The 13,760-nt window shown below is 67.2% G+C and carries 9 protein-coding genes; 5 read left to right on the forward strand and 4 right to left on the reverse strand.

Annotated elements, in window-relative coordinates; all coding sequences use genetic code 11:
• Positions 1-374: 374 nt before the first annotated feature.
• A complete protein-coding gene (locus H9658_RS21680; RefSeq protein WP_179567896.1) occupies positions 375-1,442 on the forward strand; it encodes an NAD(P)-dependent alcohol dehydrogenase in 1,068 nt (355 codons plus the stop codon).
• Between the two features lie 355 nt (positions 1,443-1,797).
• Here H9658_RS21680 and H9658_RS21685 read toward each other — a convergent pair whose 3' ends face one another.
• Positions 1,798-3,528 carry a M28 family metallopeptidase gene (locus H9658_RS21685; protein ID WP_179567894.1) on the reverse strand — a complete coding sequence of 577 codons (1,731 nt, stop codon included), beginning with the start codon at positions 3,526-3,528 and terminating at the stop codon, positions 1,798-1,800.
• 84 nt (positions 3,529-3,612) lie between these two features.
• Positions 3,613-4,275 carry a DUF4097 family beta strand repeat-containing protein gene (locus tag H9658_RS21690; RefSeq protein ID WP_179567892.1) on the reverse strand — a complete coding sequence of 221 codons (663 nt, stop codon included), beginning with the start codon at positions 4,273-4,275 and terminating at the stop codon, positions 3,613-3,615.
• 162 nt (positions 4,276-4,437) lie between these two features.
• On the opposite strand from H9658_RS21690, the gene H9658_RS21695 reads away from it, so the two are divergent.
• The gene (locus H9658_RS21695; RefSeq protein ID WP_406848154.1) at positions 4,438-5,691 is read left to right on the forward strand and encodes a murein hydrolase activator EnvC family protein; all 1,254 of its coding nucleotides are present in this window, start codon (positions 4,438-4,440) and stop codon (positions 5,689-5,691) included.
• 105 nt (positions 5,692-5,796) lie between these two features.
• Positions 5,797-7,284, forward strand: coding sequence for a S41 family peptidase (locus tag H9658_RS21700; protein ID WP_191826918.1), 1,488 nt, complete (start codon positions 5,797-5,799; stop codon positions 7,282-7,284).
• Between the two features lie 229 nt (positions 7,285-7,513).
• Here H9658_RS21700 and H9658_RS21705 read toward each other — a convergent pair whose 3' ends face one another.
• Together H9658_RS21705 and H9658_RS21710 are read right to left on the reverse strand one after the other, a co-directional pair.
• Entirely contained in the window at positions 7,514-7,834 is a 321-nt protein-coding gene (locus H9658_RS21705; RefSeq protein ID WP_142742976.1) for a DUF1820 family protein, read from the reverse strand.
• Positions 7,835-7,874: 40 nt separating this feature from the next.
• On the reverse strand, positions 7,875-8,567 hold the full coding sequence (locus H9658_RS21710; protein WP_039006253.1) for a rhomboid family intramembrane serine protease: 693 nt from the start codon (positions 8,565-8,567) through the stop codon (positions 7,875-7,877).
• Between the two features lie 232 nt (positions 8,568-8,799).
• Between H9658_RS21710 and H9658_RS21715 the strand changes: the two genes are divergently transcribed.
• Together H9658_RS21715 and H9658_RS21720 are read left to right on the forward strand one after the other, a co-directional pair.
• The gene (locus H9658_RS21715) at positions 8,800-10,137 is read left to right on the forward strand and encodes an outer membrane protein transport protein (protein ID WP_191826919.1); all 1,338 of its coding nucleotides are present in this window, start codon (positions 8,800-8,802) and stop codon (positions 10,135-10,137) included.
• Positions 10,138-10,768: 631 nt separating this feature from the next.
• Positions 10,769-13,747, forward strand: a complete 2,979-nt coding sequence (locus H9658_RS21720) for a TonB-dependent receptor (RefSeq protein WP_191826920.1) — start codon at positions 10,769-10,771, stop codon at positions 13,745-13,747.
• Positions 13,748-13,760: the final 13 nt, after the last annotated feature.

A 13,760-nucleotide genomic window follows, 5' to 3' on the forward strand; every position in this document is an offset into this window, starting at 1 on the left:
CCACCCGCTGACCCGCCGCACTGTGCGCACGTGCTTCCCACAACCCGTCCTCGTACTTCAGGTCGTGGACCTGCGTGACACCAAGCGCCTCAATCCCCCTCCGCGCTCACCACACGCCCGTCCAACGGGTTCGCGTATACCTCCAGTCGAACGCCCGTGGCCAATCCGAGCGATCCCGCGACGGCGTACTTGGTTCCCCTGGCCTGCCTGCCACGATGGTTCGCTCCGTTCCACCGGCGATGCGTGCTTTTAATGCATCGCGGCTTAGACTTTTCGTCTGCCGTGCCAGCCGGCTTCGACCTGCGCTGTCGGCTCCGACGACACCGGAGTCCCTCAAGCCGCTACCCCTTCCCCCGTCACGAGAGAACTCTCCCATGAGCCAAGCCAATGGATACGCCGCACTGGCGTCCGATCAGCCGCTGACCCCTTACGCGTTCGAGCGCCGCGCGACCGGGCCGCAGGATGTCAGCATCGAGATCCTCTACTGCGGCGTCTGCCATTCCGACCTGCATACGGCGCGCAACGAATGGCAGAACACCCAATATCCGTCCGTGCCGGGACATGAAATCGTCGGCCGCGTGACCGCGGTCGGCGAGCAGGTCGAGGCCTTCAAGGTCGGCGACCTGGCCGGCGTCGGTTGCATGGTCGATAGCTGCCGGCATTGCGCGTCCTGCGCGGACGGCGAAGAGCAGTATTGCGAAAGCGGCTTCGTCGGCACCTATAACGGCCCGATGTTCGGTGGCGAGAATACCTATGGCGGTTACTCCGACCATATCGTGGTCGACCAGAAGTACGTGCTGCAGATCCGCCATGCCGAAAAGGACCTTGCCGCGGTGGCGCCGCTGCTGTGCGCCGGGATCACCACCTATTCGCCGCTGAATCACTGGAAGGTGGGACCGGGCAAGAAGGTCGGCATCGTCGGCCTGGGCGGTCTGGGCCATATGGGCGTGAAGATCGCGCACGCGATGGGCGCGCATGTGGTGCTGTTCACGACTTCGGCGAACAAGAGGGAGGATGCGCTGCGTCTGGGCGCCGACGAAGTGGTGGTGTCCAAGCTGCCGGAGGAGATGGCGGCGCATACCAACAGCTTCGACTTCATCCTCAATACCGTCGCGGCCTCGCACGACCTGGACGCGTTCCTGACCTTGCTCAAGCGCGACGGCACGATGACGCTGGTCGGCGCGCCGGCCGAGCCGCATCCGTCGCCGACGGTGTTCAATCTGATCATGAAGCGCCGGCAGTTGGCCGGCTCGCTGATCGGCGGCATCCGCGAGACCCAGGAAATGCTCGATTTCTGCGCGAAGCACGGCATCGTGTCGGACATCGAGACGATCGAGATGGCGCAGATCAACGAGGCCTACGAGCGCATGCTCAAGGGCGACGTGAAGTACCGCTTCGTCATCGACATGGCTAGCCTGGAGAAAGCCAAGCAGGCCGCCTGACGCAGCGGCATGGTCGGCCGCGCAACGTCGCGGTCGGCCCATGCGCTATAAACGTTCGACGATGCGCCTGGACACGCGAGTGTCCAGGCGTTTTTTATGCGCGTCATGCGCCATGACCTTGCGTTGGAGCGGTTTGCGTCCCGGTGGTTAACAGGCAACGAAACTCGTAGAGGCGGCTCGGGGGAATCCCAGGACCATCAGCTGCAACAGGCCATATCGGGAACGCCTGTCGCGGCTGAAGCCGCTCCTACAGGAAAGCGCGGGCTCATGCGCCAGCGGCGATGGCCGATAGTTCGAAACGACAACGGCGCCGCAGCGCCGTTGTCGTGACCATCGTCAGGAACGCGTCAGCCGATCATTTGCCCGGCGTCGCCGCTGCCTGCTTGGCATTGCCCATCATGCTGTCGCGGGCGGCCTTGAACGGATTGTCCTGATACCAGTTGGGCCATGCGTCGCCCGCCGCCAGTCCCTTGCCGACGCCGTAGACGGCCTGCAGGTCGTCCATCACCCCGTCGAGTTTCCAGGTCGCCGGATCGTACTGGTCGGCGGGCGTGTGGTAGCGATGCTTGCCGTAGTCCTCGGCAGCGCGCTTGCCGGCATCGATGCCACCGTCGACCAGGTCTTCGCCGCCATCGATGTACAGCGCCGGCACGCCGGCCTTGGCGAAGTTGAAGTGATCGGAGCGGAAGTAGAAGCCGCTCTGCGGCGAGGACTCGGCATGCAGCACGCGGCCCTGCGCGGCGGCGATCGGCTTGAGCAGGTCCTCCAGTTCGGAGCTGCCGAAACCGTTGACCACCAGGTCCTTGGCACGGCCGGCGACCGGCATCGCGTCGAGGTTGATGACGCCGGCGATCTTGTTCAACGGGAAGGTCGGGTGGGCGACGTAGTACTTGGAACCGAGCAGCCCCGACTCTTCCAGCGTCACCGCCAGGAACACCACCGAGCGTTCCGGCTTGGGCTGCTGGTGCACGAATGCGTCGGCGATCTCGAGGATGCCGGCGACGCCGGTCGCATTGTCGACCGCACCGTTGTAGATGTTGTCGCCGGTCTCGCCCTCGTGCTTGCCCAGGTGATCCCAGTGCGCCATGTACAGCACCGCTTCGTCGGCACGGCTGCTGCCGGGCAGCACGCCGACCACGTTGCGCGATTTCTTCTCGGAGATCGTGCTCTTCAGGTCCACCGACAGCTTGGCCTTCAGCGGCACCGGCTTGAAGCCGCGCTTGCTCGCGTCCTTGTAGGCCTGGTCCAGGTCCAGCCCGGCGTCGGCGAACAGCTGCTTGGCGGCCTGCGCGGTGATCCAGCCCTGCGCCGGGATGCGCGGTTCCGGATCGTCCTTGGCCGGCAGGTCGTACTGCGCGCCGGACCAGGAATTCTTCACCACGTCCCAGCCGTAGCTGGCGCCGGGGGTGTCGTGCACGATCAGTGCGGCGGCCGCGCCCTTGCGCGCGGCTTCCTCGAACTTGTAGGTCCAGCGCCCGTAATAGGTCATGCGCTTGCCTTCGAACAGCGCGCCGTCCTCGGTGTGGAAGCCGGGGTCGTTGACGAACATCACCACCGTCTTGCCCTTCCAATCCTGGTCCGCGTAGTCGTTCCACTTCTGCTCGGGCGCGTCCACGCCGTAGCCGACGAACACCATGTCGCTGGCGTCGATCTTGACCTCGGTCTGGCCGGTGCGGGTGCCGATCACCATGTCGGTGCCGAACTTCAGTTCGCGCGGCTTGCCGTTCTGCTCCAGCTTCAGCGTGGTGTTCGGATCGGCCGTGGTCTCGGTCATCGCCACGTCCTGGAACCAGCTGTCGCCGTTACCCGGCTGCAGGCCGATGCGCTGCATCTGATCGCGGATATAGGAGACCGTCTTCTCTTCGCCCGCCGTGCCGGGACCGCGGCCTTCGAACGTGTCCGAGGACAGGGTCTTGACCAGCTCGCCGAAGTCGGCCGGCGTGATCTCGGGAGAAAAGGCGTGGCCTGCGGCGGCCACAGGAGCGGGCGCGGGCGGCGCGGCATCGGCGGCCGGGGCCGGCGCCTCGCGCTTGCACGCGGTCAGCGCGGCCGCGGCGGCCAGGCACAGCACAAGCTTGCGGGACATGGGGGCTCCTGGGGTGTGAGGAATCCCGATTCTATAGGCAAGTCCCGCGCGCGCGCCGCCGGCAGTGCGGACGACGCGGCCGGATCAATTCTCCGGCGCGGTGTCGCCGTCGAATGGCTGCGCGGTGGCGCCGCTGATCGGGCCGGTCTTCGCGCTGCGATGCACGTACAGGGTCACCTCGCGCTCGAAATGCAGCGGACCGTCGATCACCGCGCGCGGACCGATGATGATGCGCGGCTTGCGCGTCGGCTTGAACGAGATGCTGAAGCTCGGCTTCTTGATCTCGATGCCGCCGCCGAGGTGCGAATCGTGGCCGACGGTGATGTCGCCGTTGACCGTCTCGATGCCGCCTTCCAGTTGCGTGGCGACCAGGCCGATGCTGCCGTTGACGCTCTCCACGCTGCCGCCGATGCGGCCGCCGCGGTCGACGAAGATGCCGCCGTTGACCGTCTCGATGGACTCGGAAATCTGCACCTGCTGGCCCACACGGATGCCGCCGTTGACCGTGGACAGGCCTCCGGTCTGCGCGTTGTCGGCGATCTTGAGGCTGCCGTTGACGGTTTCCACATCGCCGACGCTGGCGCCGGATTCGACGGTGATGCCACCGTTCACGGTTTCCAGGTCGCCGTACTGCTTGCCCGATTCGGCGGTGATGCTGCCGTTGACCTTGCTGATGCCTTCTGCGGCCAGGGCGGGGCCGGCGGCCAGGGCCAGCGCCAACAGGACCGATACATGCGTACGCTTCATCACCCACCTCCGGGACGCCGGCCAGTCGCGGCACCTACTTGTGCGGCGATCACAACATGCTTCGTTACAATCCGCACCTGCCTGAAGTCATTGGACCAGCCCTTGCCCGCAACCGCCTCCGCTTCGTTGCGCTCCGCCTCGCCTGCCGCGCCGGGGCGGCGCCTGCGCGCGCCTGGGCACGCGGCAACGAGGTGGCTGGCGGGGACGGTGTTGCTGCTGATCGCGACGCTGGCGCTGGCGCAGAACCCGCGCGAGGCCGAGCGCCGCCTGGAGAAGGTGCGCGGCGAGCTGAAGAGCGTGGCCGAGGAGCGGCGCCAGCTGGAAGGCAAGCGCGGCGATGCCGCGCGCCAGCTGCGCGAGGCCGACGAGAAGGTGGCCACCACCGGGCGCAGCCTGGCGCAGACCCAGCAGGCGCTGCAGCAGCACCAGCAGACCCTGGCCGAACTGGAGCGCAAGCGCGACACGCTGCGCAACGGCCTGGTGCGACAGCGTGCCGAACTGGCGCAGCTGTTGCGCGCGGCCTATGCGATCGGCGGCAATGCGCCATTGAAGCTGCTGCTGGCGCAGGACCGGGTGGCCGACGCCAACCGCCTGCTGGCCTACCACCGCTATCTGCAGCGCGAACGCGCGCAGCGTATCGCCACACTGACCCATGAGCTGCAGGCGCTGGAACAGGTACAGCACGAGGTCGCGGCAAAGCGGCAACAGCTCAGCGTAGCGCAGCGCCAGCAGCAGGAACAGGCGGCGGCGCTGCAGCGCGACCGCAAGCAGCGCGCCAGCCTGGTGTCCGAACTGGACGAGCGCTACCAGGACCGCAGCGAGCGCGAGAAGGCGCTGGGCCAGGACGCCAAGGCGCTGGAGACGTTGCTGGCCAATCTGCGTGCGGCGGCGGCGCGGGCCGAGGCCGAGCGCCGTGCGGCAGCCAGGCGCGCGGCCGCCGAGCAGGCCGCGCAGGCCAAGGCCGCAGCGAAGAATCCGTCGCGCGGCGGCAGCAAGGTGCCGCCCAAGGTGGTGGCCTCGGCGCCGGCGCTGAAGGTCGGCGGCCTGGGCTGGCCGCTGTCCGGCGACCTGATCGCGCGCTACGGCGGCAAGCTGCCCGATGGGCGCACCAGCAACGGCGTGCTGATCGCCGCGCCGGCCGGCAGCACCATCACCGCGGTGGCCGACGGCACGGTGGTGTTCTCCGACTGGATGACCGGGTACGGCATGATCCTGATCGTGGACCACGGCAACGGCTACATGAGCCTGTACGCGCACAACGACACGCTGTTGCGCGATCCCGGCGCGCGGGTCAAGCGCGGCGATGCGGTGGCCAAGGTCGGCAATTCCGGCGGCCAGGGGCGCCCGGCGCTGTATTTCGAATTGCGCCGCAACGGCCAGCCGGTGGATCCGTCGTCGTGGCTGCAGCGGCGCTGACCACCACCGAGGCCGTGCATTCAACGCGGATTTAGCCCGCTTTCGCGCATAATCCGGACAGCTGCGCCGTGGACGGTGCAGGTCATCCCCCAATCGGAGTGCTTCATGCGCGTAGTTCTGTCCGCTGCCCTGTTGCTTGCTCTGGCGCCGCTGCCGTCGATGGCGCAGAGCGCCGGCGAACAGACGCCCTCGGCCTCCACCGCCAGTGCCGACGATCCGGACGCCACCGAATCGGCCACCTCGCGCGTGCCGCTGGACGAGATCCGCCGCTACGTGGCGGTGTACAACGCGGTGAAGGAAGCCTACGTCGATCCGGTCGACGACAAGAAGCTGATGCAGTCGGCGATCCGCGGCCTGCTGCTCGACCTGGATCCGCACAGCACCTATTTCAGCAAGGAAGACGCCGAGGCCTTCGACGAACAGGCCACCGGCGCCTACGACGGCATCGGCGTGGAACTGCTGCAGCTGCCGGACAACACGCTCAAGGTGGTGTCGCCGATCGACGACACGCCGGCCGCGCGCGCCGGCGTGCGCTCGGGCGACATCATCGTCGCCATCGACGGCAAGCCGATCAGCGCGGTCAAGGCGATGGAGCCGTTGCGCGGCGAGTCGGGCAGCAAGGTGGTGCTGACCATCGTTCGCGAGAAGGTGGACAAGCCGTTCGACGTGACCCTGACCCGGCAGACCATCCGCGTGGCCAGCGTGCGCAGCCGCATGCTCGAGCCGGGCTACGGCTACATCCGCATCAGCACGTTCCAGGCCGATACCGGCGCGGACTTCCACAAGCAGCTGCAGCAGTTGCAGGCGCAGTCCGGCGGCAAGCTGCGCGGCCTGGTGCTGGACCTGCGCAGCAATCCCGGCGGCCTGTTGACCGCGGCGGTGCAGGTGGCCGACGACCTGCTCGACAAGGGCACCATCGTGACCACGCGCGGGCGCATCTCGGTCAGCGATTCCAAGTTCGATGCCACGCCCGGCGATCTGCTCAACGGTGCGCCGATGGTCGCGCTGGTCGATGCCGGATCGGCCAGCGCCTCGGAAGTGCTGGCCGGTGCGCTGCGCGACAACAAGCGCGCGCGCATCGTCGGCAGCCGCACCTTCGGCAAGGGTTCGGTGCAGACCGTGCTGCCGCTGGACAACGGCGATTCGGTCAAGCTGACCACGGCGCGCTACTACACGCCCAGCGGCAAGTCGATCCAGGCCAGCGGCATCGTGCCGGAGGTGATACTGCGCCCGGAAGAGAGCAAGGAAGACGCGGACAAGCCGGCGGTGCTGGCCGACTACAGCGAAGCGACGCTGCCCGGCCACCTGCACGGCGACGACGAAGGCGCCGAGGGCTATAGCGCCGGCGACGTGCTGCCCGGCGACGCACCGATCGCGCAGGCGCTGGCCGAACTGAAACAGCCCGGCGCGGTGGCCAGGGCCGCTGCGGCCAAGCAGGCCAAGGCCAAGCCGAAGGCGGCCGCGCCGACCGCGGCCAAGCCGGCGACGCTCGCGCCCAAGAGCGTGGCGCCGAAGACCGAAGCGCCGGCCGCAGAGACGCTGAAGGTCGATCCGCCCAAGACCGACACGCCGACGCCGCCTTCGGGCGACTGACGCGGCGCTTGCCGTTCGCCGCGCCGGCAGGGTGCGCGGCGTGGTGCGCCGTGCATGGCGCGCCACCTGCGATCGAGCGCAGTGCGATCCGCACGATGCTCTTGCAGGAGCGGCTTCAGCCGCGACCGGGCGTTACCGGCAACGCCCGGTCGCGGCTGAAGCCGCTCCTACAAAAGCACTGGATGCCGACAGCGGCGTGGCGCTGACCGGCACTTCACCCCGCATGCGCTCAGCGCGGTTTGCCCGGCATCGGGAACGGGGTGATCACCTTTTCGCCGGTGGCCGCGTCGCGGATCGCGGACTGGCCTTTCTTCTCCACTTCCTCGATGCGCACGATGCTCTGCATCGGCAGGTGCAGCATCTTGGTGTCGCCGAATTCCTCGCGCAGGCGTTCTTCGGTGGGGTCGACGACCAGGCCGTCGTGCAGGTCGAACACCAGCCCGCCGATCTCGCTGAAGCCCCACAGGTGACTGCTGCCCACGTGCTGCGCGTACAGCTCGTACACCTTGCCGTGGTTGAGGAACGTCACTTTGTACAGGGACTTGGCCATGCGCGAAGTATAGAGCGCCGTAGCGCGATGGCGTGGCGGATCAAAAGCCCTTGCGCTTGCGCAGGCGCCGCGCGATCGCCGCGCGCACGTACAGCCCGTACGCCATGCCCAGGGTGAAGCCGGTCAGGTGCGCGGACCAGGCGACCATGCCGAAAGCCGGGCCGATATAGGCGAACACCACCTGCAGCGCCGCCCAGGTGCCGATCAGCAGCGAGGCCGGCGCGCGCACGAATTCCAGGAACAGCCCCAGCGGCAGTACCACGCCGAGCTTGGCGCGCGGGAACAGCGCCAGGTAGGTGCCGATCAGCGCCGAGACCGCGCCGCTGGCGCCGATGATGACCCGGTCCGGAGTGCCGATCGCGAACACCGCGGCCAGGTTGGAGAGGGCGCCGCCGCCCAGGAACAGCAGCAGGAAGCGCCACGGCCCGAGCACGCGCTCGGCGGGCAGGCCGAAGATCAGCAGGAACACCAGGTTGCCGAGCAGGTGCGACCAGTCCGCATGCAGGAACAACGCGGTGAACAGCCGCAGCACGCTGCCGTCCTGCACCGTCGCCAGCCAGTCGCGCGGGCTGGCGACGCCGGCCGACAGCGCACCCCAGTCCAGCCACAACGTGGCGCGGGCCTGGTTGGGGCGGCTGATCGACCACAGGAACGCCAGCCACATCGCCGCGAACAGCAACGGCGTGGCCCAGCGCAGCGTGGTCCGGTCGCGGGAGGGAATGGAGACGAACATGCCAGTACCGGGGGACGCGGCCCGTAACGATACCGGCTCCCTCCGGCTGAACGCACGCCTACTCCGCGCGAAACTGAACGGGCGGTATTGTTATTGTTCGGTTAACGCAGAGGGGTATACTGCATACGGCGTCGTATGTCGGGAGGGGACTCCGGCGCGCATTTCCGGCTTGCTCAGCGGGGATGCGCAGACGCGAACACAGACATTTTCGTCTTCCGGAGAGTAACAAGCCATGCAAAACGCAACCCAGTTCGTCCGCTTCACCGCCCTGGCCGTCGGCATCGTCGGCGCCCTGACCATCGGTCAGGCGCACGGCGCCGCGTTCCAGCTCAAGGAAAACAGCGCCAAGGGCCTGGGCCGCGCCTTCGCCGGCTCCGGCAGCGCCCCCGGCGACGCCTCGATCATCGCCAACAACCCGGCCGGCATGCGCCAGCTCGACGGCAAGGTGTTCCAGGCCGACGTCAGCGCGATCCAGTTCGCGGCCAAGTACGACGGCACCGGCACCTACGCCACCGGCTCGGCGATCTCCGGCGGCAACGGCGGCGATGCCGGCACGATCGCGCCGGTCCCGGCGGTCTACTTCCACTTGCCGTTCGGCGAGAACAACAACATGCACTTCGGCACCTCGCTGACCGTGCCGTACGGCTTCAAGACCGAATACGACCGCGACTGGGTCGGCCGCTACAACGGCGTCAAGACCGAGCTGCAGGCGATCGACCTCAACCTCGCCTTCTCCTACGACGTGAACCCGTACGTGTCGTTCGGCGCGTCGGTGTTCGCCGAGCGCCTGGACATCGATCTGTCCAACGCGATCGATCTGGGTTCGGTCCTGGCCGCGCGCCGCGTGCCGGGCTTCGCGCCGGGCAGCGCCGACGGCTACTCGCGCATCAAGGGCAACAGCACCGATATCGGCTACACCCTGGGCGGCCTGTTCAGCATCGACGAGAACACCCACATCGGCTTCAGCTACCGGTCGAAGGTCGAGCACAAGATCACCGACGGCACCGCCGACTTCACCACGCCGGCCAACGCCGCCACCGTGCTGGCCGTCGCTGCGCCGGGCACCTTCGTCGACACCAAGGGCCGCGCCACGGTCACGCTGCCGGCCAGCGCGACCGCCAGCTTCACCCACACCATCAACGAGCAGTGGACGGTGATGGCCGACGTCAGCCGCACCGCCTGGAGCAAGTTCGACCAGGTGACGGTGGACTTCGCCAACAACCAGCCCGACAGCGTGCTGAACTTCGCCTACAACGACACCACCTTCGTCTCGATCGGTGCCGACTACCGCATGAGCGACACGCTGACCCTGCGTGGCGGCCTGGCCTACGACGAAACCCCGACCAGCAACGAGCACCGCGACGTGCGCGTGCCCGACGCGAGCCGCAAGTGGGTCTCGCTGGGTCTGAGCTGGCGTCCGTCCGAGCAGGCCGAGTACAGCTTCGGCTATACCCACCTGTTCACCAGCGATCCGAGCATCAACTCGACCACCGCCACCGGCAACACCCTGATCGGCAGCTACGACGTCAGCGGCAACGTGCTGGCGGCGTCGGTCAACTACAAGTTCTGATCGAGCGCTTGCGCGACAGTCTCGCGGCGCAGGCCGCGAGCCACCAAAGCCCCGCTTCGGCGGGGCTTTTTTGTGCGTGTTTCCCTTCCCCTGACGCGGCTTCGCGCATATCGCCACGAATGCTTGACAGACATCCCACCCGGGCGTAGAAGGCTTGTGAAGCCGATGGGGATGTGACATCGGCATGCGGCCACGGCAGTCATGCCGTCGCCATCCGGCCTGCGGTCGTCGAATGGGAGAGGTTGGCAATGCACCACCGCGAATCGACTCCTTCGTCCTGCGCTGCAACGCCGCTGTTTTCCTGTACCGCGCCTTCGGCACTGGCTGCCGTCCGCGTTTCCCGAGGCGAGCCGGCATGACCGTTCGCCACAAGCTGAGTGCCCTGCGCTCACGCGACAAGTGCGTCGCCGGCTACTCGCCGCCTCGACGCTAATCGTGCATCGCGGTCTGATCTGACCGACGCCGTCGCGTTTGTTTCCCGTGTCCCGTTGCCCGTGCGCGCCCGTTTTTGCGCGCAGCGCCGCAGCGTGCGCGCCATGCATTCGCCGTGCGTCCGGTCGGTCCCAACGACATCCGGGTTGCCGACATGCGTCGCGCCCGGTGCATGGCACTTTTGGCGAGGGGAAGCATCATGTGCAGTGGCAAGCGTTCGAACGGCAAGATTCTGGTTGAGGCGATCCTGGCGGTACTGGGGGCGAGCGCCGCATTGACGGCGGTGGCGGGGACGGTGACCGGTCAGGTCAGCGTGCAAGGCGGCAAACCCGCCGCGAACGCGCGGGTCGGCATCGCCGGGACCGCGTATGGCGCGGTGACCGATGCCAATGGGCATTTCGCCATCGCCGATGTGCCGGCGGGGCAATACGCGCTGGAATCGAGCTATCCCGGTTTCAGCGCGGCGCAGACCAGCTTCGAGGTGAGCGACACCGGCACCACCGCGCTCACCGTCGCGCTGGACGAGGTCAAGCAGCTGAAGAACATCACCGTCGTCGCCAACCGCTACGACGCCAGCAACCTGAAGATGAACGCCGTGAACACGGTGGACGTGCTGTCCGCCAACGACCTGCAGCACACCGCGGTGCACAACGTCGCCGAGGCGCTGGGGCTGATCTCGGGCATCAACATCACCACCACCGGCTCGGGCTATTTCGGCGGCGTGGATGGCGCGGCGCGCGGCGAGGGCATGTTCGCCTCGGTGCGCGGATTGCCGTCGGAGTACAACGTCAACCTGATCGACGGCGTCACCGTCGCGCAGGGCATGCCGTATAGCCGCAGCGTGCAGCTCAGCCTGCTGCCGCCGTCGGGATTGCAGACCATCGTGGTCAACAAGACCTCCACCGCCGACATGGACGGCGATGCGATCGGCGGCACCATCGACTTCCGCACGCCCACCGCGTTCGATTTCAAGCAGACCACCAGCGGCAGCGTGACCGGCAGCGGCCGGCTGGAGAGCCGTGCGCGCGACTACGGCGGCGACGGCCTGGGCGGCGGCCTGGCCGGCGAGTTCCAGCACAAGTTCGGCGACGAACAGCAGTTCGGCTTCTATGCCAGCGCCTATTACGACTACCGTACTTCGACCAACAGCGAGGTCGCCGCGGCGACCAGCGCGCTGAACGACCATTCGTGGGCGTTCCTGCATGCCGATGCCGACGGCGGCAACGCCGCCGGTTACGATCCGCAGCACAACCTGACCAGCACCGGCATGAACGTCGGCGTGGTCGCCGGCTGGGAACGCCGCTACGGCGGCAACGCCTCGTTCGACTGGCAGGTCGACGACAGCCTGTCGCTGTACGCGCGCGCCACCTACGCCTACGCCAAGACCGATCAGGGCACCACCTTCGTGCAGCTGCTGCCGCAGGACGTGACCTATGTGCCGAGCGCGACCGCAGGCGTCTACACGCCGAACATCGGCCGCATCGCCTCGCGCTTCTGGTACGAGACCAATCCGGAAATCGCCGACCTGGCGACGTTCCAGATCGGCGCGCGCAAGACCTCCGGCGGCTGGACCTTCATGCCGAATCTGTTCTACAGCTTCGGCGACAACGACCGTCCCAACCATGTCGAGATCGACGGCCGCGAGGACAAGTTCTCGCAGACCAACTACGCCTACTCCGGCAGCAGCCTGGTCAACTACGGCAGCGGCGCCTTCCCGTATCCGCAACTGACTCCGGCGTTGCTGGCGCAGGTCAACAATATCCCGTCGCTGTACGCCAGCAGCTACGGCGAACTGACCAAGATCTATTCCGGGCAGAAGAAGGGCGGCGCCAAGTTCGACGTGCGCTACGACTTCGAGGACGGCGCGCTGTCGGCGCTGCAGTTCGGGATGAAGTACAGCAAGAGCTCGCGCAATTTCAGCAACCGCGACTGGTGGACCGGCGGCGTCGACGACACCAGTACGCTCGGCGACCTGGGCATCTTCAACGGCAACTACAGCGCGATCTTTCCCGGTAAATATCCCTGGGTCACGCCCAAGGTCAGCGAGACCGCGGTCAGCAACGTCATCTACAGCCATCTGCGCGACGACGATCTGGACAGCTGCGGCAAGGCGTATTACGTCAACAACTGGAACTGCAACACGATGCGCGGCACCGAGGCGGTCGCCGCAGCCTATGCGATGGCGACCTTCTCGCTCGGCAACCTGGAAATCGTGCCGGGCGTGCGCTTCGAACACAGCAGCATCCACAACACGTTCTGGGTGACGCCGTCCGACGCCGACGGCAACGAAACAGTCGGCTATTTCGACAGCAACCACACCGCCTACGACGAACCGTTGCCGAGCGTGTTCCTGACCTGGCGGCCCGACGCGCGCACCGCCTACCGCGCCTCGCTGTGGACCAGCTATACCCGGCCCGCGTTCGTGCAGTTGGGCGGCGGATCCAACATCAGCATCTCCAACAGCGTCCCCGCCGTCACCACGATCACCCAGGGCAACCCGGACCTGAAGCCGATCGAAGCGACCAACCTGGACCTGTCCGGGGAATGGTCGACCGAGCACGGCGGCTTCTTCTCGGTCGCCGGCTTCTACAAGCGCCTGCGCAACTACATCTACGACGCCGGCTCCGGCCAGGCCAATCCCGGCACCAGCGGCAGCGGCACGGTGTTCTATTCGATGCCGACCAATGGCGGCGACGGCCGCGTCTATGGCCTGGAGGTCAGCGCGCGCCAGCGCTTCCAGGATCTGCCCGAACCGCTGAACGGCCTGGGCGTGAGTTTCAACGCCACCCGCCAGCATGCGCGCGCCGACCTGGGCATGGACGGTTTCGAGAACGAGCACATGCAGTCGGCGCCCAATGCCATGGCCAACGTCGAGCTGTTCTACGAACGCGAGCGGTTCTCGGTGAACCTGAGCTACCACTTCAGCAGCTCATATCTGCTCAGTTACGACTATCTGCACCAGGGCGCGACCTGGGACGACCTGTGGGCGCGTCCGACCCGGCGCGTGGATCTGCATGCCGGCTACCACTTCGACAACGGCCTGAGCCTGGATCTGTCGATCTCCAACCTGACCAAGGAGTACAGCTACTGGGCGCACGTGGGCCGCAGCGATCTGGCGGTCTCGGACATCGTCGATGCCGGCATGACCACGTTGCTGACCGCCAAGTACGCGTTCTAGCCAGTTCTCCGCG

Source organism: Xanthomonas bonasiae (genome assembly GCF_014836395.1).
GTDB classification, from domain to species: Bacteria; Pseudomonadota; Gammaproteobacteria; order Xanthomonadales; family Xanthomonadaceae; genus Xanthomonas_A; species Xanthomonas_A bonasiae.